This window comes from Streptomyces sp. NPDC033131 (genome assembly GCF_055578365.1).
Genome location: NZ_JBVIPA010000003.1, coordinates 395,415 through 422,344, shown reverse-complemented (window position 1 = coordinate 422,344; position 26,930 = coordinate 395,415). Strand labels below are relative to the sequence as shown.

Below are 26,930 nucleotides of genomic sequence, written 5' to 3'. Positions count from 1 at the left end.
CCCTGAACGTGACTGTCCGTGCTGCCTACTTGACCGCGCCCGCCATCACGCCCGACACGAACTGCCGCTGGAACGCGAAGAACACGGCCAGCGGTACCACCATGGAGATGAACGCGCCGGGTGCCAGGACGTCGATGTTGTTGCCGAACTGGCGGACCTGCGTCTGCAGCGCGACCGTGATCGGCTGGCTGCCGGAGTCGGAGAACACCAGCGCGATCAGCATGTCGTTCCACACCCACAGGAACTGGAAGATGCCCAGGCTCGCGATCGCCGGCGCGCCCAGCGGCATCACGACCCGGGCGAACAGGCGCAGTTCACCGGCGCCGTCGAGCCGGGCCGCCTCCAGCAGTTCCCGGGGGATCTCCGCGAAGAAGTTCCGCAGCAGGAACACCGCGAAGGGCAGACCGAAGCCGGTGTGGAACAGGACCACGCCGAAGATCGAGCCGAACAGGCCCAGCTTGCCGAAGAGTTCGGCGATCGGGATCAGCGCCACCTGCACCGGCACGACCAGCAGGCCGACCACGCCCAGGAACCACCAGTCGCGGCCCGGGAACTCCATCCACGCGAACGCGTAGCCCGCGAGCGCGCCGACGACGACGACCAGCACCGTCGCCGGGACCGTGATCAGCACGGTGTTCACGAGCGAGTTGGTGATGTCGCTGTTCTGCAGGAGCTTGTCGTAGCTCTCGAAGGTGAGTTGGGACGGCTCGGCGAAGACGTTCCACCAGCCGCTGGCGGTCATCTCCTCCGGCGGGCGCAGCGAGGAGATCAGCAGGCCGATCGTCGGCACCAGCCAGAACAGGCCGACGATGATGAGGAACACGCGCATCAGACCGCCGCTGACGCCCTCTGCGAGGCGTGAACCGAGGGACCGTTTGGCCTTCACGTTCTCGACCGGCGCCGTTTTGCCGACCCTGTCCGTATGTGTGGTCATCGCCGCACCTCCCGCCTGAGCCTGCGGATGTTGAACCACATCACCGGGATGACGAGGAGGAGCAGGAACACCGAGATGGCGCTGGCGATGCCCGGCTGGTCCTCGGAGAAGCCCTTGCGGTACAGCTCCAGCGCCAGGACGTTCGCGTCGTCCTGCGAGGAGCCCGGGGCGATGATGAAGACCAGGTCGAAGATCTTCAGCACGTTGATCATCAGGGTGACGGCGACGACCGCGAGGACGGGCGCGAGCAGCGGGACCGTGACCCGCCGGAACACCTGCCACTCGTTCGCCCCGTCCACGCGGGCCGCTTCCAGGAGTTCACGGGGCATCCCCGCCAGCCCGGCCGCGATCAGCACCATCGCGAACCCCGCCCACATCCAGATGTACGACCCGATGATCGCGGGCGTGACCAGCGACGGGCCGAGCCAGTCCAGGCCGTTGTAGGCCTCCTTGAAATTGCTCGCGGGGAGCCGGAGCTGGGCCCCGTCGGCCTTCTCGGACAGGGTGAACGTGCCGTCGTCGGCGGCCTTCGTGGACTCCACGACCTTGCCGTCCTTGACGGCCTCGATCTTCATGCCGGGGTAGCCGACCTCGCTCGGGTCGGGCGCGCCGAGCGTGCCCACACCCTTGCCGCGGGTGAAGTCCTGCCAGGTCGTGCCGGTGATCTTCCCGGGCTCGGCCTGCGGCGCCACGGCCTTCTTCGCGTCCCCCGGCATCTGGTCGGGGGCGACGCCCACGAGGGGCAGTGTGACGGTGTCACCGGTGCGGACCGTCGCCTTGGTGACGAAGCTCCCCCCCTGCGCTATGAGCGGCGAATCGCGGCCCGGGTGCGCCTTCGGGAACGCGGACGCCTCGGTGAACGTGTCGTGCACGCCCACCCACACCGCGTTCGCCACGCCCTTGTCCGGATCCTGGTCGTAGACGAGACGGAAGATGATGCCCGCCGCCAGCATCGAGATCGCCATCGGCATGAAGACGACCAGCTTGAACGCCGTGCCCCAGCTCACCCGTTCGGTCAGCACCGCGAAGATCAGGCCGAGCGCGGTGGCGATCGTCGGGGCGAACACCACCCAGATGATGTTGTTCTTCAGGGCGGTGCGGATGCCGTCGTCGGTGAAGAGTGCCTCGTAGTTGTCGAATCCGGCGAAGCCGTTGCCGGACTGGTCGTAGAAGCTGCGGACGACCGAGTACCCGATCGGGTAGACCACGAGCGCGCCCAGCAGCACGAGAGCGGGCAGCAGGAACAGCGCGGCCACGCTCTTGCGGGTGCCGGTCACGCTCTTGCGCGACTTGGGAGCGGCAGGGGGCGGGGTGCCCCCTGCCGCATTGGCAGATGCCATCGCGTCAGCCGCCGTAGGCCGCCGCCGCGTCGGCCTCCAGTTTCTGCTGGGTGCCGGCGATGTCCGTCGGGTTCTTCAGGAAGTCCTGCAGTGCCTTCCACTCGCCCTTGCCGGGCGTGCCGCCGAAGGCCTGCGGGGCCTGGTCGGACATGTCGAAGCGGAAGTCGTCACCGGCCGCGATCAGCGCCTTGGCCATCCTCTGCTGCACCGCGTTCGGATACGCCGAGTCCGGCACGTTCTTGTTCGGCGAGAGGTAGCCGCCGAGCTTCGCCTGGACGGTCGCCGCGTCCGGGGAGGCGAGGAAGGTGGCCAGCGCCTGCGCCGCCTCGGAGTCCTTCAGGATCACCGCCGCGTCACCGCCGGAGACCACGGGCGCTATGTCGCCCACCGCCGGGAACGGGAACACCTTGGCGTCGGTGCCGACCTTCGCACCGGCCTGGACGATGTTGACCTGCGAGAAGTCGCCCTCGTAGACCATGCCCGCCTTCGGCTGGTCACCGCCGGTGAAGACCTGCGTCACCGAGGCCGGGAAGTCCGTCTGCAGTGCGCCGGTCGCGCCGCCCGCGACATAGTCCTTCTTGCCCCAGACCTGCGCCAGCGTGGTCAGCGCGTCCTTCACGGACGGGTCCGTCCACTTGATCTCGTGCTTGGCGAGCTGGTCGTACTTCTCCGGGCCCGCCTGGGAGAGATAGACGTTCTCGAACCAGTCGGTCAGGGTCCAGCCGTCCGCGCCACCGACCGAGAACGGCGTGACGCCGGAGTCGTAGACCGTCTGCGCGGTGGTCAGGAGCTCGTCCCAGGTCTTGGGCTCGGTGGCCCCCGCGTTCTCGAAGACCTGGGCGTTGTACCAGATCAGCGACTTGTTGGCGGCCTTGTAGTAGACGCCGTACTGCTTGCCGTCGACCTTGCCGATGTCCTGCCAGCCCTGGGAGTAGTTCTTCTGCAGTTCCTTCAGGCCCTCGGCACCGATGGGCTTGGCCCACTTCTTGTCGACGGCCTGCTTGATGGCGCCCGGCTGCGGGAGCATCGCGACGTCCGGCGGCTGGCCGCCCGCGATCTTCGAGCCGAGGAAGTTGACGATCGGGTCCTGGGCGGGCACGAAGGTCACCTTGGCGCCCGTCCGCTTCTCGAACTCCGAAAGCACCTTCTTGAAGTTGGCCTGCTCGGCACCGGTCCAGACGGCGGCCACCTCCAGGCTCTGCCCGTCCAGCTTGGGAAGGGTGACGCCGGTGCCGGTCTCCTGGGCAGTGGCAGTCGTGTCGCTGCCGCTGCTCTTGTCGTCGTCGCTGCCGCAGGCGGTGAGCGAGAGTGCGAGCGCTCCCGCCAGGAGGGTCGCTGCGGCTTTCGCGGCCCTGTTGTTCCGGTTCGTACTGCTCGTGCTTCGCATCACTGCCCCGTTCTTCGTGCCTCATCGAACGTTCGAGCGCTGTCCCGTGGATCTGGTCTACGCCTGACGGGTTGGGGGCGGCAAGAGCGCATCGCGTGTCAAGCCGGGGATCGTGACCCCCTCGTGACCAGGTGCGGGCGGTTGCGGCTCGCGTCTGCTGGGAGCGGCTGCCCCAGATCCCCGCTATCGGTCCGAACGGCCTCGCCCGCGCCGGAAGGGCTGAAATATGCCGACCCGGCGCTACAGGAGTGACGGCACCGCGGTCGCCGCGACCTCTCGTGCCGCCCGCTCCAGCGCACTGGCCAGCAGCGCCAGGTCCGTCGGGCCGTTGCCCAGTTCACGCACCGGGCGCCGGGTCGGCGGGTCGCCCATCCGGTCCCACTCCAGGGGCACGACCGTCGGCCGGAGGGTCGCCGTACGCGGGATGCGGCCCGTGACGCGGCCTCCCTGGAACGGAGTCGCCCGGCCGTCCGACCAGGTCAGGCGGCCACGCCCGGGGGCCGGTTCGTCGGGACCCGGGGTCGGGGTGTCCAGCGTGACGCGGAGGGTGGCCAGGCGTGCCGGATCCGACTGGACCGTACGGCCGCCGCTGCCGGCCGCGGCCACCAGGTGGACCCCGAGCCGCTCGCCGTCGCGGGCCACGGCCTCCAGGGCGCGTATCACCGAACCCGCCGCAGGCCTGCCCGGTGAGCCCAGCGCGGGGGAGACCAGCGCGTCCAGGTCGTCGACGACCACGACGAGGCGGGGCAGCGGCACCACGGCCGCCGCCTGCCGCCGGGCGGCCGCCGGCCGCAGCCGGATCGTGGAGCTGGAGGAGGCGTCCAGGTCCCCGTTGTGCTCCCCGGTGGCACCGGACACGCCCCGGGCCTGCGCCGTCCGCTGGGCGACTATGCGGCCCGACACCTCGCGTCCGGTGTGCCACTCGGCGAAGTCCAGCCGCCCGAGCAGCTCCGCGCGCCGCTTCAGCTCGGCGCTCAGCGACTGGGCGAACTCGCGCATGCGCACGGGGTCGTTGGCGGTGAGGTGGGTGGTGACATGGGGTACGTCCGTGCACACCCGCAGGCCCTCGCCGTGTCCGCCGGTGTCCGTGCCCACACTGTCCCGGCCGTCGATCAGCACCATGCTCAGCCGGTCGGGCCGCTCGGCGGCGGCCAGCGAGGCGACGACGGCCCGCAGCAGCTCCGTACGTCCGCTGCCCGACGGTCCCTCGATCAGCAGGTGCGGGCCCTCCAGGGCGAGGTCCACGCAGACCGGGCCGCGCGGTCCGGCCCCGAGCACGGCCCAGGCCCGCCCGCCGAGCGACTCCGTGTCGTCGGCCGCGTCCGCCCAGCGGGCCATCAGCGACGCCGGGGTGGCCCGGGCCAGCCCCAGCTCGTCCAGCAGCCTGGCCGCGGGGGGCAGCGGTGCCGACACGCGCGCGTGCCGCTCACCGGCGGTGCCCTCCGCCCGCAACGGTGCCAGCGCCCGCGCGAACCGCTCGGCCCAGGCGAGCGAGACGGCGTCCACGGCGGCGACCGTGCCGTGGCCCACCGGGCCGACGGGAGTGGAGGAGGCGGCGGGGGTGGAGGCAGCGGTGGTACCGGCGGGTGTGGCGGAACCGTCCGTCGTGGCCCGCGCCACCCGCATCAGTCGCAGGGCCGTCGCCACGTCGCCACTGAGCAGCGCCACGGCACCGCACTCGCGGAACGCCGGTGCCGCCGCGCAGGCCGCCTCGTACGTCTCCGTCACCGGCGACGCGGGCGAGGCGGGTGCCGTCTCGGCGAGGCACACGACGTGTATGCCCGCCCGCGGCCCCTCCAGCGTCAGCCGCGCCACCGCCTCGCGGACGGCGGCGCCACCGGGATCGCCGTCCACGACGACCATGGTGTACGGCCCGGGGAAGCCGGCCCCGTCCTGGTCCGCGGTGTCCTCGTCCCGGGCCCAGGAAGGGCGCCGGTTCGCACCGCGGGACGGCTGCGGGCGGTCGCCGGAGCCCTTCACCTCGGAGTCGGCGCCCTGCACGTCATTGCCATTGCCATTGCCGTTGTCACCGGCTCCTGTGGTGTCCGCCCGCCGGTCGGTGTGCGTGCGCGTCGGCCTGTGTCCCGGGGCCGACTCCGTCAGCTGGTCCAGGTGGTCCTCCAGGCGGCGGAGGAGTTCGTCGGTGCGGACCTTGGCCTGTTCGCGGTCGTAGGCGAGGAGGAGACGGCAGTCCTGGCCGTGTCCCGGGCGCAGATGCGGGAGCCAGCCCAGCCAGGCCCACTCGGCGGTGCGCTCCGCCACCGGGCGGGAGCGGTCCGCGCTGATCAGAACGATTTCCAGGGCGTCGGGGGAGTGCAGCGCGGCGAGCTGGGCGACGACCGCGCGGGCCAGCCCGGCGAGCCGCTCGCGCGGTCCGGCCAGCCCCAGTGCCCCGGCCTCGCGCAGATCGGCGGTCACCGGCACGGCGGGCAGCAGGCCCGAGCCGTCGGGCGCCGCCCGGTCCGCAGTGCCGAGCCGCACCGTGAGTGCTTCCGGGTGGCCCGGCCCGCGCTCCCACAGCCGAGGACCGGGGCCCAGTGCCGTCAGCAGCAGCGCCGCCGGGTCCGGCCAGGTCTCGGGGGCCTGGGAGGGCGGGGCCGGGGGTGCCGTCTGCGCTGCGACGGAGACGCTGTCCTCGGTCTCGTCGTACGCTCCGCGTCCGGCCGGCTCCTGTTCGCCGCGCCCGCCGGTCAGCCGCCGCGCCCACGCCGAGAGCCCGCCGCGTTTCCGCAGGCCGGGCGGTACGTCGGTCCCCCGGAGCGGGGTTCCTTTGCGGCGGTCCGCTCCGGCGCCGGGGGAGGCGGCGGCAGCGGGGCCCGTCCCGGCGCCCGCCTCACCGGGGCCGGAGCCCTGGCCGTCTCCCCGGGCGTACCGGGTGTCGTCGCTCACGCGGGTGCCGTGCTCGGCGGCCCCGGACGGGCCCGCGGGGGTCCGTCCGCCGTATCCGGCCATCGTGCCGGAGGTGCCGCCCGCCGTACCTGCCCCGAACCGCCCGGCGTGGGTGGTCCCGCTGTCGCCGGAGCCGTCCCGGGGGACGGCGCTCGTCCGGCCGTAGGGCCCTGCCGCCCCGGTCTCGATGTGCGGCGCCCCGCCCTGGCCCGGTACGACGGGCGGAGGTTCGACGGGGCTGTGGCCCTGTGCGCCGGGGGTGCCGGCCGAGGCACCCCAGCCGGCCGAGCCGTACCGGTGATGCGTCCTGCCGGAGGGGCCGGACGGGCCTGAGTGGACGGGTGCGCCCTCGGACCCGGGTGCCTGGGCGGGGCCGTCCCCGGCACCGCCGCCGGTGGGCACCCGCACCTGCCCCTCCCCGTCGGGAGTCGTCCGCACCCGCGCTCCCGGACCGCCGGCCGGGGCCAGCCGCAGGGCCGACTCGCCGATCCGCAGCAGCGCACCCGAGGTGAAGCGGATGGGGCGGGCACCCACGCGGGTGCCGTCGAGCGAGGTGCCGTTCGTGGAGTCGAGGTCGGCGACCGACACGCGGCCGTCGGGGCCGACGGTGACCGCGCAGTGCAGGCGGGAGACGTCCGGGTCGTCGAGCGGGACGTCGGCGTCGGCGGAGCGGCCGATGTGGATCTGCCCGCCGTGCAGGAGGTGGACCCCGCCCGCGTCCGGGCCCGCGACCACGTGGAGCTGGGTCGGCGCGTCGTCCAGCTCGGGATGCGCCTCCGGTTCGCCGGGGGCGCCCAGGGACAGCACGGCGCCGTCGATCAGCGGGGGCTCGCCCAGGGTGCACCGCTGGGCGTCGAGCCGCTCCGCACCGGCGTACAGCACGACCGGGCCGCCGCCGGCCTCCCGGCTCCGCTCCAGCGGCGCTCCCGCGTCCGCGGGGACCGCCGAGGCGAGCGCCGACGCCACCGCGGCCAGAGCCGTGCCCGCGGGCGCGGTGACCAGCACGTCGCAGCTCGCGGCGCGGCCCTGGGCGCGGTCGGGCGGGCCCAGCGGGTCTACGACGGTCAGCCGGATCTGCATCGCCGTCAGCGGTCCCTTCTGCGCGGGCACCCGGGACGAGGACGAAGCCCTCCGCGGTCCCACGCCACGGACTTCCCCCACCACCACGAGCACGTCGGCCAGTACTGGAGGCATCCTCGCACCTGCCACTGACAACACGCCCGCCGCCCGGCATCAAATGATCTTGATTGGTCGGCTCTGCCCGCAAAAGTGCCTGACCAGTGCCCGACCCGCGACCACTTGAGATCACTCAGGCGCGGCTGTGGCAACCAACGGGATCGAGTCGAGCGTCTTTCCTTCGAACGGGTACGGGAACCGCTACGTAAGACGCACAGAAAGACGACACCGCTCTGCTCCGGACCACAGCACTACAGTGGGTCGGAACACCCATAGCACGCCGGACACCGGTGTAGGTGCCAGGTAAGCAAGCAGGTAAGCCAGCAACAGGGAGCGCATGACGTGCGGCCGGTAGGCAGCAAGTACTTCCTCGAGGAGCCGCTCGGACGCGGCGCCACGGGGACCGTCTGGCGAGCCCGCCAGCGCGAGACCGCGGGTGCCGAGGCGGCCGTGCAGGGCCAGCCCGGCGAGACCGTCGCGATCAAGGTCCTCAAGGAGGAACTCGCGAGCGATCCCGACATCGTGATGCGGTTCCTGCGGGAGCGCTCCGTCCTGCTCCGCCTGACCCACCCGAACATCGTGCGGGTGCGCGACCTGGTCGTCGAGGGTGATCTGCTCGCCCTGGTCATGGACCTCGTCGATGGCCCCGACCTGCACCGCTACCTGCGTGAGAACGGCCCCCTCACGCCCGTCGGCGCCGCCCTGCTCACCGCCCAGATCGCCGACGCGCTCGCCGCCAGCCACGCCGACGGCGTCGTCCACCGCGACCTGAAGCCCGCGAACGTCCTGCTCAAGCAGTACGACGGCCAGATGCACCCGATGCTGACCGACTTCGGCATCGCGCGCCTCGCCGACTCGCCCGGCCTCACCCGCACCCACGAGTTCGTCGGCACGCCCGCGTACATCGCGCCCGAGTCCGCCGAGGGCCGCCCGCAGACCTCCGCCGTCGACATCTACGGCGCCGGCATCCTGATGTACGAGCTGGTCACCGGCCGTCCCCCGTTCGGCGGAGGCTCGGCCCTCGAAGTCCTGCACCAGCACCTCAGCGCCGAACCGCGCCGCCCGTCCACGGTCCCCGACCCGCTCTGGACGGTCATCGAGCGCTGCCTGCGCAAGAGCCCCGGCGAGCGCCCCAGCGCCGAGAACCTCGCGCGCGCCCTGCGCACCGTCGCCGAGGGCGTCGGCGTGCACGCGAACTCCGCGCAGATCGCCGCCGCGGAGGCGGTCGGCGTGCTGCTGGCACCCGACCCGGCCCCGGCGGCCGTCCCGGGCGCACCCGGTGCCGCCGACCCGACGCAGGTGCTGCAGCACGGCGCGGGCGCCTACGACCCGAACGCCTACGACCCGAACGCCGCGACCAGCGTCATGCCGCACACCGGCGCCCCCGGCGGTCCCGGGGCTCCTGTGGGTGCCGCCGACCCCACCGCCGTCATGCCGCAGCACCCACCGGGCGGGCAGCAGGGCCAGCAGCCTGGCCGGCCCGAGGACCCGCATCCCTGGCAGAACCAGCTGCGAGCCGCCCGCGACCGCAACGAGCAGACGCAGGTCCAGTACCTCGACCCCAGCCAGGACCCGCTGCGCCGCCGTCCCCAGCGGCAGGCCGCCCGGCCGCAGGAGCCGCCGCGTCCCCAGCAGCAACGGCCCCCGCAGCCCGGCTACGGCAATCCGCAGCAGCAGCAGCCGCAGCCGCAGCAGTACGCCCCGCAGCAGCAGCCCCAGCGCCGGCAGCAGCGCCGTCAGCAGCCCGAGCCGCCGCAGCGGTACGCGCCGCCCCCGCAGCCGGAGCCCCAGCGCCCCGCGCGCGAGCCCCGTGCGCCGCGGCAGCGCAGCGCCAACCCGATGAAGATCCCCGGGCTCGGCTGCCTCAAGGGGTGCCTGTTCACGATCGTCATCCTGTTCGTCGCGGGCTGGCTGGTCTGGGAGCTGAGCCCGTTGCAGGAGTGGATCGGCACGGGCAAGAGCTACTGGCAGCAGATCGGAGACATGTTCGACACGGTTTCCGGGTGGATCGGGGACCTGAGCGGGAGCTCCTCCGGCCAGTAGCGGCCCCCGAACCGGAGTGACTGAGGGGATTTGTCGACACCCAGTGGGTGATTTCCGTCTCCGCGGTGAAGGTTGGCTCTTCCGGCGCGTAGCTTTATCGGCAACACGCGTCTGTAGGAGCAGCCTTGGCACGGAAGATCGGCAGCCGGTACACCGCCCACCAGATCCTCGGGCGGGGCAGCGCCGGCACGGTGTGGCTGGGCGAGGGACCCGAGGGTCCCGTCGCCGTCAAGCTGCTGCGCGAGGACCTCGCGTCCGACCAGGAACTCGTCGGACGCTTCGTGCAGGAGCGCACGGCCCTGCTCGGTCTGGAGCATCCCCACGTGGTGTCCGTGCGCGACCTGGTCGTCGACGGCAACGACCTCGCGCTGGTCATGGACCTCGTCCGGGGCACCGACCTGCGCACCCGGCTGGACCGGGAGAAGCGGCTCGCGCCCGAGGCGGCCGTCGCGATCGTCGCGGACGTCGCGGACGGGCTGGCGGCGGCGCACAAGGCCGGGGTCGTCCACCGGGACGTCAAGCCGGAGAACGTGCTCCTCGACATGCAGGGCCCGCTGGGCCCCGGCGGATCCCATCCGGCGCTGCTGACGGACTTCGGCGTGGCCAAGCTCATCGACTCGCCGCGCCGGACCCGAGCCACGAAGATCATCGGCACGCCGGACTACCTGGCACCGGAGATAGTGGAAGGCCTGCCGCCGAGAGCCTCGGTGGACATCTACGCACTGGCCACGGTCCTGTACGAGCTGCTGGCGGGCTTCACGCCGTTCGGCGGGGGACACCCCGGTGCCGTCCTGCGCCGCCACGTCACGGAGACGGTCGTCCCCCTCCCCGGTATCCCGGACGAGCTCTGGCAGCTGATCGTGCAGTGCCTGGCCAAGGCGCCGGCCTCCCGGCTGCGGGCCTCCGAGCTGGGCGCGCGGCTGCGGGAGCTGCTGCCGATGCTGGCGGGCATGCCGCCGCTGGACGTGGACGAGCCGGATCCCGAGTCCGAGGAGGAGCAGGGCGAGGACCCGCCCTCGGACGAGCCGGCGTCGCCGACGCCGGTACGGCGACGGGGCGCGGTGCCGCTGGTACCGGGCGCGAAGCCGGCCGACTCCAACCGGGACACACATACGTCGATGCGGGTGCCCGCGCCGGACGAGCTGGCCGGGGGCGCGCGGGGCACCGCCCGTGCGCCACGGGCCGCGGGCGCCCCCCGACCCGGTTCTGCCCGGCACCGGGCGGCCACCCGGCGGCGGCGTGTCGTGCTGGGCGTCGCTGCGGTGGTCCTGGTCGCCGCAGCCGGCGTCGGCACCTGGGCGGCCACCTCTGGCGACCCCGGCACGCCCCGGGACGGCCGGAACTCGTCCCCGGCGACACCCTGACGCCGAGGGGCTCCGCCCCCCGGACTCCGACCGAGCCGGTTGGCGGGGTGGGCGAAGGGCGGAGCCCCCGGTCGACGCCCGCACCGGCGCCCCCCGCTTGGCGGAGCCGTTAGGCTGGAGGCGTGGCAGTCGTCGATGTATCCGAAGAGCTCAAGTCCCTCTCCTCGACCATGGAGTCGATCGAGGCCGTTCTGGACCTCGACAAGCTGAGGGCAGACATCGCCGTGCTCGAGGAGCAGGCGGCCGCGCCGTCCCTGTGGGACAACCCGGACGAGGCGCAGAAGGTCACCAGCAAGCTCTCCCACCTCCAGGCCGAGGTCAGGAAGGCGGAGACGCTGCGCGGACGGATCGACGATCTCTCCGTGCTGTTCGAGATGGCCGAGGAGGAGGACGACCCGGACACCAAGGCCGAGGCCGAGTCCGAGCTCGTCGCCGTCAAGAAGGCGCTGGACGAGATGGAGGTCCGCACGCTGCTCAGCGGTGAGTACGACGCGCGTGAGGCGCTCGTCAACATCCGCGCGGAAGCCGGTGGCGTCGACGCCGCCGACTTCGCCGAGAAGCTGCAGCGGATGTACCTGCGCTGGGCCGAGCAGCACGGCTACAAGACCGAGATCTACGAGACGTCGTACGCGGAAGAGGCCGGCATCAAGTCGACCACCTTCGCCGTGCAGATCCCGTACGCCTACGGCACCCTCTCCGTCGAGCAGGGCACGCACCGGCTCGTGCGGATCTCGCCCTTCGACAACCAGGGGCGGCGCCAGACCTCCTTCGCGGGCGTCGAGATCCTTCCCGTGGTCGAGCAGACCGACCACATCGAGATCGACGAGTCCGAGCTGCGGGTGGACGTGTACCGGTCGTCCGGGCCGGGTGGCCAGGGCGTGAACACCACCGACTCCGCGGTGCGGCTCACCCACCTCCCCACCGGCATCGTCGTCTCCTGTCAGAACGAGCGGTCGCAGATCCAGAACAAGGCGACCGCGATGAACGTGCTCCAGGCCAAGCTCCTCGAGCGGCGCCGCCAGGAGGAGCAGGCCAAGATGAACGCCCTCAAGGGCGACGGCGGCAACTCCTGGGGCAACCAGATGCGTTCATACGTCCTGCACCCGTACCAGATGGTCAAGGATTTGCGCACGGAGTTCGAGGTCGGAAACCCCGAGGCCGTGTTCAACGGCGAGATCGACGGGTTCCTGGAAGCCGGAATTCGCTGGCGCAAGCAGCAGGAGAAGTAAGTTTGTCGACAAGGCAACTGCCGCCCCTCCGGCGGCAGTTGCCTTTTGTGTGCCCGGATGTGTTCCCGATGTCTGGGTTTTACATCACACTCACACACTTCAATGTCCGGCATTGACCGCTTAGTTGGACAATGCGCGCGCAATGGCCTTGACGTTGCTTTGAAAAATGGGAAGGGTAAAGCGTGGCATGCGTATCTCTGGGGCGCATGTGAACCGGGGGGCCTTCAAGCGCAGCTACCTCCGTTGATCACGGCCCCCGAGCGCCGCCTCACTGACGATGAGCTACTGGGGGTAGCAACCAGATGACCAAGAAGACGCGGATCCGGATCGCGCGGATAGCCGCTGGCGCCGTGATCGCGGCCGGTGCCTCGCTGACCGCCGCCGGCGCCGCTTCCGCGCTGGAGATCGGCGTGACCGTGGACGAGAGCGGTGTCGGCGTGAACGTCGACCCCGGCCTCGACGACGAAACGCCTCCGGCCCCGACGGACCCGGGCATCCCGACCGAGCCCAACCCGACGGACCCGGGTCCGACGGACCCGGGCATCCCGACCGAGCCCGAACCGACCGCGACGGAGCCGACCGAGCCCACCGACGAGCCCACCGAGCCCACCGAGCCCACCGAGGACCCGACCGACCCGGGCAACGGGAACGGAAATGGGAACGGCAACGGCAACGGCAACGGGAACGGGAACGGGAACGGGAACGGCGGGGGCAACAGCAACACCGACCCCGACGGCGGCTCCGGCGACTCCGCCCAGGAGGAGGGCTCCTCGTCCCTCACCGACACCGGCACGGACACCTCGACCGACACGTCGGCCCAGGGCAGCGGTGAGCAGCTCGCCGAGACCGGTGCCGCGCAGACCACCTTCCTGGTGATCGGCGCCGCCACGATGATCGCCGGCGGTGTGGGCTTCCGCATCCTGCCGCGCCTCATGAGCGGCCGGAGCGGCGCGGCTGCCTGACGGTAGCCGTCTAGCGACAGACCGTGCGCACGCCGCACGGTGAAGGGCCCGGAGCGATCATCGCTCCGGGCCCTTCGTATGTCCTGGGACCGCGTCCTACGCGGTCTGGTGCGCCAGCAGCGCGACCGCCGCGATCAGTACCGCCAGCAATGTGATGAGCGCCATGGGGTTCAGACCCGCGAAAAGGTTGTCCTGCTGCAGCCGCTCGCGGTTCGCGCGGCACACATGGCACCGGCCCTCGATCACGGGCGCCGCACAGTTCGCGCATACCAGCCGGTCGTACGTCATGCGCTCGCCCTCCTTGCACCGGTTCCACGTACACAACGCCTGCGGGAACCCGAACGTTCCCCCTCCACTGTGCCAGGTTCCCCGCGATTCAGCGCGGGGTCCCGTGAGGCCGGGGCAGGCACAAAACGCACATCTGTCGCGCAACCCCAACCGGTGCCTGCGCTTGCGCACCGGGTTCGCGTATGGTCACGCTCATCTACCCCCGGCTACCCGTGGTGCATCCGTGATCCGATTCGACAACGTATCCAAGGTCTACCCCAAGCAGACCCGCCCCGCACTCAGGGATGTCTCCCTGGAAGTGGAGAAGGGCGAGTTCGTGTTCCTCGTGGGGTCCTCCGGCTCCGGAAAGTCCACCTTCCTGCGGCTGGTGCTCCGCGAGGAGCGGGCCAGCCACGGTCAGGTGCACGTTCTGGGCAAGGACCTCGCGCGCCTCACCAACTGGAAGGTGCCGCAGATGCGGCGGCAGTTGGGGACGGTGTTCCAGGACTTCCGGCTCCTGCCGAACAAGACGGTCGCCGAGAACGTGGCCTTCGCGCAGGAGGTCATCGGCAAGTCGAAGGGCGAGATCCGCAAGTCCGTGCCGCAGGTGCTCGACCTCGTCGGGCTCGGCGGCAAGGAGGACCGGATGCCCGGGGAGCTGTCCGGTGGTGAGCAGCAGCGGGTGGCCATCGCGAGAGCCTTCGTCAACCGTCCCAAGCTGCTCATCGCCGACGAGCCCACCGGTAACCTCGACCCGCAGACCTCCGTCGGCATCATGAAGCTGCTCGACCGGATCAACCGGACCGGCACGACCGTGCTGATGGCGACGCACGACCAGAACATCGTGGACCAGATGCGCAAGCGCGTCATCGAACTGGAGCAGGGCCGCCTCGTCCGCGACCAGGCACGCGGCGTCTACGGCTACCAGCACTGACCGCTGTCTGACGACTGCCCACGGAAAGGCCTGAAGAACACGCCATGCGCGCCCAGTTCGTTCTGTCGGAGATCGGTGTCGGTCTCCGCCGCAACCTGACGATGACCTTCGCGGTCGTCGTCTCCGTCGCCCTGTCGCTCGCCCTGTTCGGCGGGTCGCTCCTGATGAGCGACCAGGTCAGCACCATGAAGGGCTACTGGTACGACAAGGTCAACGTCTCGGTCTTCCTCTGCAACAAGAGCGACGCCGAGTCCGATCCGAACTGCGCCAAGGGCGCGGTCACCGAGGACCAGAAGAAGGCCATCCTGGCCGACCTCGACAAGATGACGTCGGTCGTGCAGAAGGTGACCTACGAGTCGCAGGACCAGGCGTACAAGCACTACAAGGAGCAGTTCGGCGACTCCCCGCTGGCCAGCTCCCTCACGCCGGACCAGATGCAGGAGTCGTACCGCATCAAGCTGAAGGACCCGGAGAAGTACCAGGTCATCGCGACCGCCTTCGACGGCCGTGACGGCGTGCAGTCGGTGCAGGACCAGAAGGGGATCCTCGACAACCTCTTCGGGCTGCTGAACGGCATGAACTGGGCCGCGCGCGCCGTGATGGCCCTGATGCTGGTCGTCGCGCTGATGCTGATCGTCAACACCGTGCGCGTCTCGGCGTTCAGCCGGCGGCGCGAGACCGGGATCATGCGCCTGGTCGGTGCCTCGGGCTTCTACATCCAGGCGCCGTTCATCATGGAGGCCGCGGTCGCCGGACTCATCGGCGGCACGGTCGCGTGCGGCTTCCTGGTGGTCGCCCGGTACTTCCTCATCGACCACGGCCTCGCCCTGTCCGAGAAGCTGAACCTGATCAACTTCATCGGCTGGGACGCCGTGTTGACGAAGCTGCCGCTCATCCTGGCGACAAGTCTGCTGATGCCCGCGCTGGCCGCGTTCTTCGCGTTGCGCAAGTACCTGAAGGTGTGACGCATGCCAAGAGGGCCGTACGGTCAACCGGCCGTGCGGCCCTTCGCGTTGTCCTAGACTCACCCGCATGTCAGGCCGAGACCTGTTCTGTCAGCCCCGTCGCATCGGCCGCGGGGCCGCCCTGACATTGGTCTTCACGAGCGTCCTCATCGCCGGTGCCGCGACCGGCTCCTTCCACGCAGCCGACGGCCGCGACCGGAAATCCCCCTCCGACCCGACCATCGCGGCCGCCTCGGCGGGCCGCCACGAGGACGTGGAGAAGGCCGCCGAGGAGGCCATGGCCGACGGCGAGTCCCCCATGGAGGCCGCCGAACGCGCGGTCAGCCGCAGCGGGGACCGCTGGGGCGCCGTCTACTCCCAGGGTGAGTACGAGGAGTTCGAGGAGGCCCTCGACGGCCGGTACACCGGCGTCGGCCTGTGGGCCCGGCGCGAGCGGGACGGCCGTATCGAGGTGACCAAGGTGCGTGCCGGGTCGCCCGCGGCCGCGGCCGGCATCCACGAGGGCGACCGGCTGCGCAGTGTCGACGGCAGGAACGTCGACGGGCGGCCCGTCACCGAGGTCGTCTCGTTACTGCGCGGCGACGGCACGGGCGCGGCCGCCGGTACGACCGTCCGCCTGGGCCTGGAGCGCGGCACGCGCGCGTGGAGCGAGACACTGCGCCGGGCCCGCCTCTCCACGGACGACGTGACCGTCCACACACCGGCGGACGGCATCACCGTGATCAGGATCACCGCCTTCACCAAGGGAGCCGGCGACAGGGTCCGCACCGCCGTACGGCGGGCCCCGGCCGGCGCCGGGATCGTCCTCGACCTGCGCGGCAACTCCGGCGGCCTGGTCACCGAGGCCGTCACCGCCGCCTCCGCCTTCCTCGACGGCGGCCTGGTAGCCACGTACGACGTCGAGGGCGCACAGCGAGCCCTGCACGCCGACTCCGGCGGCGACACCACCCGGCCCCTGGTCGCACTCGTCGACGGCGGCACCATGAGCGCGGCCGAGCTGCTCACCGGAGCCCTGCAGGACCGCGGCCGCGCGGTCGTCGTGGGCTCCCGCACCTTCGGCAAGGGCTCGGTCCAGATGCCGAGCCGGCTGCCCGACGGCTCCGTCGCCGAGCTGACCGTCGGGCACTACCGCACCCCCTCCGGCCGCGGGGTCGACGGGCGCGGCATCACGCCGGACCTGGAGGCGGACCGGCAGGTGCTGAAGCGGGCGGAGACCGTGCTGAGCGGCCTGGGCAGGTAGCCGTTAATCGGTTTCCCGCGGACCCCCTCGGTAGTGCGAAAATGGGCGGCACTATGAGCAAGGGAATGTACGTACCGAAGGAATCCCAGCCCAAGCAGGGCGCAGGGCCCGCGAAGGTCAAGGACGGCAAGCGCAAGATCGTCGCCCAGAACAAGAAGGCGCGGCACGACTACGCGATCATCGACGTCTTCGAGGCCGGACTGGTGCTCAGCGGCACCGAGGTGAAGTCGCTGCGCCAGGGACGCGCCTCGCTGACCGACGGCTTCGTCCAGATCGACGGGAACGAGGCGTGGCTGCACAACGCCCACATCCCCGAGTACAGCCAGGGCACCTGGACCAACCACTCCGTGCGCCGCAAGCGCAAGCTGCTCCTGCACCGCGAGGAGATCGACAAGCTGGAGTCCAAGGCCCAGGAGACGGGTCACACGATCGTGCCCCTCGCCCTGTATTTCAAGGACGGCCGGGCGAAGGCCGAGATCGCCCTCGCGCGAGGCAAGAAGGAGTACGACAAGCGCCAGACCCTGCGGGAGAAGCAGGACCGGCGGGAGTCGGACCGCGCGATCGCGGCGGCGAAGCGGAAGCAGCGGGCCCAGTAGGGCGGTAGCGCCGGAATACGGTGGCCTCGTCCCGCGTTGGTCACGTACGATGGCACCTGCACCTCACAGCGGGTGCGCGTCCCTCACGAGGGACAGCTTGAAAAATCAACATGGGGATGATCGGTTTCGACAGCGGATGTCGAAGCAGGGGAAGCGTGTCGAGGAAGCGGCCATGATCTCGTAAACCACAGGCCGAAAAAAATAATCGCCACTATCAAGAGCGATTCTCCCGTGCAGTCGCAGTACGCCATCGCTGCCTGATCTCAGGTAACTAGGCTACTGCTCCGCACGTAACGGAGTGTCAGCCCGGGGCTGTTCCCGACCCGGATCCTGGCATCAGCTAGGGGACTAAACCTTGATCCCGGTCACGGGGTGAAGAGGGAAATCAAACAGTGACTGGGCCCGTCGGCGACTTGTTCGCGTGATCGCCGGGGCCGAGAAAATCACAGCGAACTGCGCACGGAGAAGCCCTGATTCTGCACCGTTGGACGCGGGTTCGATTCCCGCCATCTCCACTCGCCCGCGCCTGAGCGGGTACCCCATGTGGGCACAGGCCCCGTCGCTTCCGAGCGGCGGGGCCTGCGTCATGCCCGGACCACGGCGAGTCCGTCGGCTCGGCACATGCATGCCGCGCCCGTTGTGGTGTGCCGCCCCATGTCGAGGGGCTGTTCACGCTTCTACGGTCCCTCTCCATGACACCCACCAGGACACACACCACAGCCGTAGGCCGTCCTCTCCTCCTCGCGACCCTCCTGGTCGCCCTCCTCGCCGCCTTCCTCACCCCGGGCCGGGCCGCGGCCGCCTCCCTTCAGGAGGTGACCGGGTTCGGCGCCAACCCCGGTGCGCTGCGGATGTTCCGGTACGTCCCCGACGGGCTGCCCGCCGGCCGGCCCGTCGTCGTCGCGCTGCACGGGTGCACCCAGAACGCCTCCGGATACGGCACCGGCAGCGGCTGGATCCAGCTCGCCGACCGCTGGGGCTTCTCCGTCGTGCTGCCGCAGCAGCAGACCGCCAACAACGCCTCATCCTGCTTCGACTGGTTCCAGAGCGGGGACATGCAGCGCGGGCAGGGCGAGGCCGCGTCGGTCGCGCAGATGGTCGACCGGCAGCTCGCCGACGTCACCGGCGACGCCTCGCGCGTCTACGTCACCGGCCTGTCCGCCGGGGGCGGCATGACCGCCGTGATGATGGCGGCCTACCCGGAGAAGTTCGCCGGCGGCGGGATCGTCGCCGGGCTGCCGTACGGGTGCGCACAGGCCGCCGGGTCGCCGTACGTCTGCATGTACGTCGGCGCCACCCAGACCCCGCGCCAGTGGGGCGACCGGGTGCGCGCCGCGCGGCCCGGGTACACCGGACCCTGGCCCACGCTGACCGCCTTCCAGGGCACGGCCGACCACACCGTGAAGCCCGTCAACATGACGGACCTGGTCGAGCAGTGGACCGAGGTGCACGGGGCCGACCAGGCGGCCGACGTGAGCGACACGGTCGCCGGGTATCCGCACCGGGTGTTCCGGGACGCGGGCGGGAAGGCCGTCGTGGAGACCTACAGCCTCACGGGCATGGGCCACGGGCAGCCCGTCGATCCCGGCAGCGGGAGCGAGCAGTGCGGGACCGCCGGGGCGTACCTCCTCGACGTGAACCTGTGTGCCGCCTACCGGCTCGGGCGGGCCTGGGGTCTCGGCTGACCCGCTCGGCTGACCCGCATGACCTTCCCCCGCAGGTCACGCCGTACGCCGTCCCGTGCTCGCCCGTTCCGTCAGCCGCGGTGGCAGCAGGGTGGCCTCGGGTACGGCCGTGCCGCCCATCTTCTCCATCAGGAGCTCCACCGCCCGGGTGCCGATCTCGGCGGACGGCAGGGCCACGGAGGTCACCGGGACGCGCACGGACTCGGCGAGTTCGTCGGGGCAGATGGCCGTGACGGAGAGGTCGCCGGGCACGCGCAGGCCGAGCTGCTCGAAGGCGTCGATCAGCGGCTCCAGCAGGGGCTCGTTGTGGACGACGACACCCGTCAGCGCGGGCTGTTCGCGCAGGAGTCGCTCGGCGACCGTACGGGCGGCTCCGGACGCGGCCTCGCAGGGATGGACGCAGGAGGCGAGCCCGTGCCGGTCGGCGGCGGCCGTGAAGCCCTGGACCACGCGCTGGGCGAACGCGGTCTGGCGGACGTACACCTCCGGCGGCGACCCGACCAGGGCCACGACCCGATGTCCCAGTCCGGCCAGATGCTCCACGCACGCCTCCCCGGCGGCCCTGAAGTCGAGGTCGATGCAGGTCAGACCCTCCGAGGAGGCAGGGAAGCCGATCATCACCGACGGTCGTTCCAGGGTCCGCAGCAGCGGCAGCCGGGGGTCGTGCAGCTGTACGTCCATGAGGATCAGCGCGTCCACCAACGCCGTGTCGGCGACCCGGCGCAGGCCGTCCTCGCCCTCCTCCTGGGTGAGGAGCAGGACGTCGTGGTCGTGGCGCCGGGCCGTGGTGACCACCGACACCGCGAACTGCATGACCACCGGGACGTGGATGCCGGCCCGCAGCGGCACCACCAGCGCCAGCACGTTCGACTTGCTGCTGGCCAGCGCCCGGGCGCCCGCGTGCGGGCGGTAGCCCAGCTCGCGGATGGCCTCCTCCACCCGGCGCTTGGTCTCCTCGGAGATGGGCCGCTTGCCGCTGAGGGCGTAGGAGACCGTGCTGGGGGAGACCCCGGCATGCCGCGCCACGTCCGTGATCTTCACCATCAGGCCCACTCCACCGTCAGGAACCCGGTCCCGGCCCGGGCCCGCACCTCGCGCTCGCCCACGGCAAGCCCCCAGGGCGCGGCGGGGTCATCGCACGACGCCCGCAGCAGATTCCCTTCGCGTACGACGGTGAAGGTCACGTCCCCGACCCGTACCGTCACCTGGTCGCCCCGCTCCAGGCCGTACGCCCGCAGCGTGACCCCGTCGGCATGGTCGTAGTCGGGCCGGTCGGCCACCGCGCCCACCGGGATCACGGCGCCGGGCCGCACGAGGAGCGGCACGCCGGAGAAGTCGTGGCGCTCGCGCACCCAGCGTGGCCCCGTCACCGTCTCCCCGGTCACGAAGTGGGTCCAGGTGCCCTCGGGGACGTAGTAGGAGACGTCCCCCTCGTCGGAGAACACCGGCGCGACCAGCAGGTCCGGGCCGAGCATGTACTGCCGTTCGAGATGCGCGCACCCCGGGTCGTCCGGGAACTCCAGGACCATCGCGCGCATCACCGGCAGCCCCTCGGTGTGGGCGGTGCGCGCGGCCTCGTACAGGTACGGCATGAGCCGCAGCTTCAGCCGGGTGAAGTGCCGCAGGACGTCGACCGACTCCTCGTCGAACAGCCACGGCACCCGGTAGGAGGAGCTGCCGTGCAGGCGGCTGTGGGAGGACAGCAGGCCGAAGGCCAGCCAGCGTTTGAAGAGCGCCGGGGTCGGCGTGCCCTCGAAGCCGCCGATGTCGTGGCTCCAGAAGCCGAAGCCGGACAGCCCCAGGGACAGGCCTCCGCGCAACGATTCCGCCATCGACTCGTACGTCGACTCGCAGTCGCCGCCCCAGTGGACCGGGAACTTCTGGCTGCCCGCCGTCGCCGACCGGGCGAAGACGACCGCCTCCTCCTCGCCCCGGTGCTTGCGCAGCACGTCGAAGACCGTGCGGTTGTAGAGGTAGGTGTAGTAGTTGTGCATCCGCTCCGGGTCGGAGCCGTCGGACCAGGCCACGTCGAGGGGCACTCGCTCGCCGAAGTCGGTCTTGAAGCAGTCGACGCCCTGGGCGAGCAGCGCCTCCAGCTTGGAGGCGTACCACTCGCGGGCCGCCGGGCCGGTGAAGTCGACCAGTGCCATGCCGGGCTGCCACAGGTCCCACTGCCACACGCTGCCGTCCGGCCGCTTCAGCAGGTGCCCCAGTGCCTTGCCCTCCGCGAACAGGGGGGAGCGCTGGGCGATGTACGGGTTGATCCACGCGGACACCCGCAGCCCCCGGGCGTGCAGCCGCGCCAGCATTCCCTCCGGGTCGGGGAACACCCGCGGGTCCCACCGGAAGTCGCACCAGTTGAACTCGCGCATCCAGAAGCAGTCGAAGTGGAAGACGGACAACGGCAGTTCGCGCTCGCGCATGCCCTCGATGAAGGAGGTGACGGTCTCCTCGTCGTACGACGTGGTGAACGAGGTCGACAGCCACAGACCGAAGGACCAGGGCGGCGGGAGGGCCGGGCGGCCGGTGAGGGCGGTGTACTTGCGCAGGATGTCCTTCGGGGTCGGGCCGTGGATGACGTAGTACGTCAACTGCTGGGTCTCGGCGCTGAACTGCACCCGCGAGACGACCTCCGAGCCGACCTCGAAGGCCACCTTGCCCGGGTGGTCGACGAAGACGCCGTAGCCCGCGTCCGTCAGGTAGAAGGGCACGTTCTTGTAGGCCTGCTCGGTCGCCGTGCCGCCGTCGGCGTTCCAGATGTCGACGACCTGGCCGTTCTTCACCAGGGGACCGAAGCGTTCACCGAGGCCGTAGACCGAGGTCCCCACACCGAGGTTGAGCTGCTCCCGCAGATAGTGCCCGCCCGAGGCGTCCCGCATGATGCCCATGCCCTTGGTGGCGCTGGAGGTGAGGGTGCGGCCGTGGGCGAGGAAGTCGATGTGCCAGGGGCCGGTGCGGGCCACCCGGACCGACAGCGCGCCGGAGGTCAGGGTCGCGTGCTCGTCGTCGTACGCCACCTGCGGCGGGACCTCTTGGCGCCCCACCTCGAACTCCGGCCCGCGCGGCTGCTCGCCGTCGAAGTGGGTGAAGGTGACGCCGATGACGTCGGGCATCGGCGCGTGGGCACTGATCGTCACGACCGGTCCCTTCAGCAGGTCGCCGCGGTGGCGGATGGGCTGGGTCGGTGCGTGGATCTCCAGCATGCCGTCCTGCGCGGTGACGTCGAGCACCTCGACCGGGTAGGCCGCGGTGACACCCTCGCGCAGCAGCCAGTAGCCGTCGGTGAACTTCATGTGGGGGTTCCTTACTTCACGGCACCGACGGCGATGCCGCGGGTGAGGGTTGGCAACTCCTGCCGCTGTACTGAGCAGGAGTGGCTTCTGGTGAGCGTGCGTGAGCGCCGGGGCTGGATGCGGCGGTTCCGCTGTACGTCGGGAGGTCTTCCGTCCTGGGGTGTGGTTTTCGTTCTTGATGGGGGAACGAGAGTTCTCGGGTCGAATGCGTGACCCTTGCGGAGGCTGCTCGTTGACTGCCGTGACAGGGATCTACGGCCGCACGGGGGTGGACGGGTGCGTGGGCTGCGGAAGGTGGCGGCATCGTTCGTGCTGCCCGGCCCGGCTGGGGTGGCGATCCGGGACCGGCTGCGGATGAGTGAGTTGGACGCGGCGGTGCTCGCCGAGGTCGGCGTCTTCCTCGGCTCGCTGGCCGCCGGTGATCTCGCGGAGCGGTCCCGACAGGGGCTGGCGCATGATGCGGCCGGGTGGGCCGGGCGTAAGCGGGAGCTGACGGGGAGGTCGTCGGCGCGCTGGGCGGGCAGCATCACCAAGGCCACGCATGACCAGTGGGCGTTGGCCAGACGCGGCCAGGCCGCCCATCTGGCCTGGCTGCGTACTCAGATCGCCTCGGTCGAGGCGCGGCTGGCTAGGCCGCTGGGCGCCAAGGCGGACAAACGCGAGGGGCTGGTGCGCGGTTATGCCTCGCGGGGCGAGTGGCATGCCAAGTCCCGCCGCCTGCAGACCCTCAAGGACCGTCTCGTGGTGGTGGAGGCGGAGCGGGCGGCGGGCCGGGTGCATGTGGTGCGCGGCGGCAAGCGCCTGGCGAACGCCCGTCACCACCTTGAGGCGGCCGGGCTGAGCGAGCAGGTCTGGCGGGAGCGGTGGCGGGCGGAGCGGATGTTCCTGACCGCCGACGGAGAGTCCGGCAAGCGGTTCGGCAACGAGACGATCCGCGTCACCGACGCCGGACAGGTCTCGGTCAAGCTCCCGGCTCCGCTGGCCCATCTGGCCAACGCGCCCCACGGCCGCTATCTCCTCGACGCGACGGTACGGTTCCAGCACCGGGGCGCGGAGTGGCTGGACCGGGTCACCGCGAACCGGGCGGTGGCCTACCGCATCCACCACGATGTGGCGCGGGGCCGCTGGTATGTCACCGCGTCCTGGCAACGCGCCGTCGCCCCCGTCGTACCGCTTCAGGCGGCTCTGGCCCACGGGGTGGTGGGGGTGGACATGAACGACGACCACCTCGCCGCCTGGCAGTTGGATGGGTACGGCAACCCGGTCGGCGAACCGCAGCGCTACTTCTACGACCTGAGCGGCACTGCCGAGCACCGGGACGCACAGCTCCGGCATGCGCTGACCCGGCTGCTGTACTACACCCGGCGCTGCGGGGCCGCCGCGATCGCCATCGAGGACCTTGACTTCGCGGTGGAGAAGGGCCGCGAACAGCACGGCCGCAGCAAACGCTTCCGGCGCCTCATCTCCCGTTTCCCGACCGCGAAGCTCAGGGCCCGGCTGGTGTCGATGGCCGCCGAACAGGGAGTGGCGATCGTGGCGGTCGACCCGGCCTACACCTCCCGCTGGGGTGCCCAGCACTGGCAACAGCCCCTGACCACCCCACGACGCAAGACGTCCCGACACGATGCGGCGAGCATCGCGGTCGGGCGACGCGCCCTCGGACACCCGATCCGGCGACGGACGGCACCGCCCCACCCCGACCAGAGTGATCGTGGTGGGCATCGGACCGCCCAGGCCCGACCGGACACCCGTGGGCGTGAGGAACCCCGCCGCCACCTGCCCGGACCGCGCACCGGATGCGCGCCGCCCGGTGGTGGAGCGAAGGCGGGCGACCAGGGTGCCCAACACCGTTCGGGACACCCGGCTGAGCAAGGGTTCTGGCAACAGGACTCACTCCCGCTCAGTCTCTAGGAACGGTTCGCTGGAAGACGAGGTCCGGCAGGATGCCGTGTGTCTCCATGAGTGTCGGAGCCGGATGGGCCCCGGCGTCGCGCAGGGCGTCGAATCGATTCGATGCGTGACGTCGAAGCGCTTCGACGATGGAACGTATGTGTTGGCTATGAGAGCGTCAATGGGTGTGCAGGGATTGGTGAAGCGATTCGATGATACGGCCGATTCTTAGCCCTTCCCGGCGGGACGGGCCAGCGCGATCATCAACGCCACCGCCGCCGCCGCGACCGGTACCCCGAACCCCGCCGGGGCTGAGGCGTGTTCCGCCAGCCGGCCGCCGAGGGCGCTGCCGGCGGCGATTCCGCCGAGCAGGCCGGTCACCGCGAGGGTCATGCCCTCGTTGATCCGGCCCTCCGGCGTGCGTTCCTGGATCAGGGCCATGCCGGTGACCATCGTGGGGGCCGTCGCCATCCCGGCGACCAGCAGCGCGCCCGCCAGGGCGAGGAGCGAGCCGGTCAGGGCGGCGGCGAGCAGGGGCAGCGTGAGCAGCGCGGTCATGGCGGCGACGCACCACGGGTAGCGGTTCGCCGCGGGACCGGCCGGCTTCACCGCCCCGTACAGCAGGCCCGCCGCGCACGAACCGGCCGCCTGGAGGGCGAGTACCGCGCCGGCCGCCGAGCGGTGCCCCTGTGCGTCCGCGTAGGCGATCGTGACGACCTCCATCGCCCCGAACACCACACCCATGGCGAGACACACGGACAGCAGTGGGGGCATGCCCGGCGCGCGGAACAGTGCCGTGGCCCTCGTCGGCGCCCGCCGCGTCACCGGCGGCTCCGTGGAGCGCTGCGCGGCGAACAGCAGCATGCCCGTCACCAGCAACACCACACCCGCCAGCGTGCCCGCCTCCGGGAAGAACGTCCCGCACAGGAAGGCCGCGAGCACCGGGCCCAGCATGAAGCACAGCTCGTCCACGGCCTGCTCGAAGGAGTTCGCGGTGTGCAGGGCCCCGTGGTCGTCCTTCAGCAGGTGGGCCCAGCGGGCGCGGGACATGCCGCCGAGGTTGGGGGTCGTGGCGGTGGCGGCGTAGGAGGCGAAGAGGGTCCAGGCGGGGGCCCCGTGCCGTACGCACAGCAGCAGCGAGAGCGAGCCCAGGGCGGCGAGCAGGGTGGCGGGTACGGCGATCCGCGCCTGGCCGTACCGGTCGACGAGCCGCGCGGTCCACGGGGCGACCACCGCGGTCGCCGCGAGTCCGGTGGCGACGACGGCTCCGGCGAGGGCGTACGAGCCCCGCGCACCGGCGATCATGAGGACCGCGCTCACGCCGAACATGCCCATCGGGACGCGGGCCAGCAGGTTCCCGACGGTGAAGGCGCGGGTGCCGGGGACGGTGAACAGGCGGCGGTAGGGGCCGGGGTCCTTGGTGTTACGGGGGCTGAAGTCGACGGCGACGAGGGTGTCGGCGGTGACGGTGTAGAGGGGCGTGTTCCTCGGGGTCGGTTGCGGCATGGGTTCACCGTCGCCCGCGGCCGATGAAGGGGTCCAACACCTTCTCCGCACCCATTGACGCATCCCCGTTGTGAATACGCCGTACCGATTCACGCACCCCGGTTGTAAGTTCCGCCCATGTCCGCCACCGGCCACCACCTCGACCCCCGTCTCCTCCGGGCCTTCCTCACCGTCGCCGAGGAGCTGCACTTCACCCGCGCCGCGGCCCGGCTCTACGTCGCCCAGCAGGCGCTCAGCCGGGACGTACGGCGCCTGGAGCGGGACCTCGGGGCCGAGCTGTTCGTCCGGACCACCCGGCAGGTGACCCTCACGGCCGACGGCGAGCGGCTGGTGCCGTACGCCCGCCGGGCGCTCCAGGCGCAGGACGAGCTGCTGGCCGCCTTCGGGCAGGCCCGGCCCCTGCTCGTGGATCTGAACTCGCCGGGTCTGGCCACCGGCCGCCGGGTCCTGCACCGGGCCCGGGAACTCGCCCCCGAGCTGGAGCTGATGGCCCGCTACGAGAGCGGTCTGACCCATGCCGCGGGCGAGCTGCTGGCGGGGCGGCTGGACGCCTCCTTCGGGAGGTTCGCCGGCCTCGACCCGGCGCTGCGGTCGGGCCTCGCCCACCAGCCCGTGCGCTACGAGCCCATGGCGGTCCTCCTGCCCGAGGACCACCCGCTGGCGGCGCTGGAGGAGGTGCCGCTCGACGCGCTCGCCGGGGAGCGCGTGTACGCGGGCGTCGGCAACCCGCGTACGCCGGAGTGGACGGACCTCGCGCGTCGGCTCTTTGCGGGGCGCGGCATCGAGGTCGCGCCTCCCGCGCCGCTCGCCGTCGGGGACGAGGAGTTCCAGCGGATCATGGCGAAGACGCGGAACCCGATCCTCGTTGTGGTGGATTTTCCGGCCATGCCGTTGACTGTTTTGCGTCCCTTGGTCGATCCCGTTCCTTTGTCAGCCGTGTCGCTGGTGTGGCGAAAGGGGCTGGTGCACCCGGGATTCGACGCTCTGCGCCGGTCTGTGGTCGAACTCTCTGTCGAGCTGGGATGGCTGCGGCGACCTGCGGGGGGATGGGTTCCAGCCAGTGACGTGCACCTGATGAGTGTCAACAATTGAGCACCTGGCAAGCACGAAACCTCCTTGTGCGCTACATTCTTGCCCTGAGCACAGTGTGATAAAGGGGGCGCTCGGACCGGGTGGGGGCTCGGTTCCGACGACGGGTGCTCGGGTCGTACTCGCACCCGGAACTGTCCC

At 71.3% G+C, this 26,930-nt stretch carries 19 protein-coding genes and 1 other RNA gene; 12 read left to right on the top strand and 8 right to left on the bottom strand.

What is annotated here, in order from left to right; all coding sequences use genetic code 11:
• Positions 1–25 precede the first annotated feature (25 nt).
• From ACZ5XS_RS07195 to ACZ5XS_RS07180, 4 genes are all read right to left on the bottom strand, one after another.
• Positions 26–934: a carbohydrate ABC transporter permease gene (locus ACZ5XS_RS07195; protein WP_468648577.1), complete on the bottom strand. Its 909-nt coding sequence runs from the start codon at positions 932–934 to the stop codon at positions 26–28.
• Positions 931–2,274, bottom strand: coding sequence for a carbohydrate ABC transporter permease (locus ACZ5XS_RS07190; RefSeq protein WP_468648575.1), 1,344 nt, complete (start codon positions 2,272–2,274; stop codon positions 931–933). The genes ACZ5XS_RS07195 and ACZ5XS_RS07190 overlap by 4 nt, the downstream gene beginning before the upstream one ends.
• A 4-nt stretch (positions 2,275–2,278) precedes the next feature.
• Positions 2,279–3,661 (bottom strand): ABC transporter substrate-binding protein, encoded by a 1,383-nt coding sequence (locus tag ACZ5XS_RS07185; RefSeq protein ID WP_468648573.1) that lies wholly within the window; start codon positions 3,659–3,661, stop codon positions 2,279–2,281.
• Positions 3,662–3,901: 240 nt separating this feature from the next.
• On the bottom strand, positions 3,902–7,630 hold the full coding sequence (locus ACZ5XS_RS07180; protein ID WP_468648613.1) for an FHA domain-containing protein: 3,729 nt from the start codon (positions 7,628–7,630) through the stop codon (positions 3,902–3,904).
• Positions 7,631–8,068: 438 nt separating this feature from the next.
• Between ACZ5XS_RS07180 and ACZ5XS_RS07175 the strand changes: the two genes are divergently transcribed.
• From ACZ5XS_RS07175 to ACZ5XS_RS07160, 4 genes are all read left to right on the top strand, one after another.
• Positions 8,069–9,769, top strand: a complete 1,701-nt coding sequence (locus tag ACZ5XS_RS07175) for a serine/threonine-protein kinase (RefSeq protein WP_468648571.1) — start codon at positions 8,069–8,071, stop codon at positions 9,767–9,769.
• A gap of 125 nt (positions 9,770–9,894) precedes the next feature.
• Positions 9,895–11,133, top strand: coding sequence for a serine/threonine-protein kinase (locus tag ACZ5XS_RS07170; protein ID WP_468648569.1), 1,239 nt, complete (start codon positions 9,895–9,897; stop codon positions 11,131–11,133).
• A gap of 122 nt (positions 11,134–11,255) precedes the next feature.
• Entirely contained in the window at positions 11,256–12,362 is a 1,107-nt protein-coding gene (gene prfB, locus ACZ5XS_RS07165; protein ID WP_217238632.1) for a peptide chain release factor 2, read from the top strand.
• Between the two features lie 302 nt (positions 12,363–12,664).
• Positions 12,665–13,324, top strand: coding sequence for a hypothetical protein (locus tag ACZ5XS_RS07160; RefSeq protein ID WP_468648567.1), 660 nt, complete (start codon positions 12,665–12,667; stop codon positions 13,322–13,324).
• A gap of 96 nt (positions 13,325–13,420) precedes the next feature.
• Here ACZ5XS_RS07160 and ACZ5XS_RS07155 read toward each other — a convergent pair whose 3' ends face one another.
• Entirely contained in the window at positions 13,421–13,612 is a 192-nt protein-coding gene (locus ACZ5XS_RS07155) for a hypothetical protein (protein WP_217238634.1), read from the bottom strand.
• Positions 13,613–13,835: 223 nt separating this feature from the next.
• Here ACZ5XS_RS07155 and ftsE point away from each other — a divergent pair, with 223 nt between their 5' ends.
• From ftsE to ACZ5XS_RS07125, 6 genes are all read left to right on the top strand, one after another.
• A complete protein-coding gene (ftsE, locus tag ACZ5XS_RS07150) occupies positions 13,836–14,525 on the top strand; it encodes a cell division ATP-binding protein FtsE (RefSeq protein WP_468648565.1) in 690 nt (229 codons plus the stop codon).
• A 44-nt stretch (positions 14,526–14,569) separates the two neighbouring features.
• The gene (gene ftsX, locus ACZ5XS_RS07145) at positions 14,570–15,490 is read left to right on the top strand and encodes a permease-like cell division protein FtsX (protein ID WP_468648563.1); all 921 of its coding nucleotides are present in this window, start codon (positions 14,570–14,572) and stop codon (positions 15,488–15,490) included.
• A gap of 67 nt (positions 15,491–15,557) precedes the next feature.
• Positions 15,558–16,730 carry a S41 family peptidase gene (locus ACZ5XS_RS07140; RefSeq protein WP_468648561.1) on the top strand — a complete coding sequence of 391 codons (1,173 nt, stop codon included), beginning with the start codon at positions 15,558–15,560 and terminating at the stop codon, positions 16,728–16,730.
• Between the two features lie 53 nt (positions 16,731–16,783).
• On the top strand, positions 16,784–17,326 hold the full coding sequence (gene smpB, locus ACZ5XS_RS07135) for an SsrA-binding protein SmpB (protein ID WP_468648559.1): 543 nt from the start codon (positions 16,784–16,786) through the stop codon (positions 17,324–17,326).
• A gap of 112 nt (positions 17,327–17,438) precedes the next feature.
• Positions 17,439–17,844: a transfer-messenger RNA gene (ssrA, locus tag ACZ5XS_RS07130) on the top strand.
• A 174-nt stretch (positions 17,845–18,018) separates the two neighbouring features.
• Positions 18,019–19,011 carry an extracellular catalytic domain type 1 short-chain-length polyhydroxyalkanoate depolymerase gene (locus ACZ5XS_RS07125; RefSeq protein WP_468648557.1) on the top strand — a complete coding sequence of 331 codons (993 nt, stop codon included), beginning with the start codon at positions 18,019–18,021 and terminating at the stop codon, positions 19,009–19,011.
• Between the two features lie 36 nt (positions 19,012–19,047).
• Here ACZ5XS_RS07125 and ACZ5XS_RS07120 read toward each other — a convergent pair whose 3' ends face one another.
• Both ACZ5XS_RS07120 and yicI read right to left on the bottom strand, forming a co-directional pair.
• Positions 19,048–20,055, bottom strand: coding sequence for a LacI family DNA-binding transcriptional regulator (locus tag ACZ5XS_RS07120; RefSeq protein ID WP_468648555.1), 1,008 nt, complete (start codon positions 20,053–20,055; stop codon positions 19,048–19,050).
• Positions 20,055–22,304, bottom strand: a complete 2,250-nt coding sequence (gene yicI, locus ACZ5XS_RS07115; RefSeq protein ID WP_468648553.1) for an alpha-xylosidase — start codon at positions 22,302–22,304, stop codon at positions 20,055–20,057. The genes ACZ5XS_RS07120 and yicI overlap by 1 nt, the downstream gene beginning before the upstream one ends.
• Positions 22,305–22,658: 354 nt before the next feature.
• On the opposite strand from yicI, the gene ACZ5XS_RS07110 reads away from it, so the two are divergent.
• The gene (locus tag ACZ5XS_RS07110; RefSeq protein WP_468648611.1) at positions 22,659–24,215 is read left to right on the top strand and encodes a nuclease/transposase family protein; all 1,557 of its coding nucleotides are present in this window, start codon (positions 22,659–22,661) and stop codon (positions 24,213–24,215) included.
• A 207-nt stretch (positions 24,216–24,422) separates the two neighbouring features.
• On the opposite strand, the gene ACZ5XS_RS07105 is transcribed toward ACZ5XS_RS07110, so the two are convergent.
• The gene (locus ACZ5XS_RS07105; protein ID WP_468648551.1) at positions 24,423–25,700 is read right to left on the bottom strand and encodes an MFS transporter; all 1,278 of its coding nucleotides are present in this window, start codon (positions 25,698–25,700) and stop codon (positions 24,423–24,425) included.
• Between the two features lie 117 nt (positions 25,701–25,817).
• On the opposite strand from ACZ5XS_RS07105, the gene ACZ5XS_RS07100 reads away from it, so the two are divergent.
• Positions 25,818–26,792, top strand: a complete 975-nt coding sequence (locus ACZ5XS_RS07100) for a LysR family transcriptional regulator (RefSeq protein ID WP_468648549.1) — start codon at positions 25,818–25,820, stop codon at positions 26,790–26,792.
• Positions 26,793–26,930: the final 138 nt, after the last annotated feature.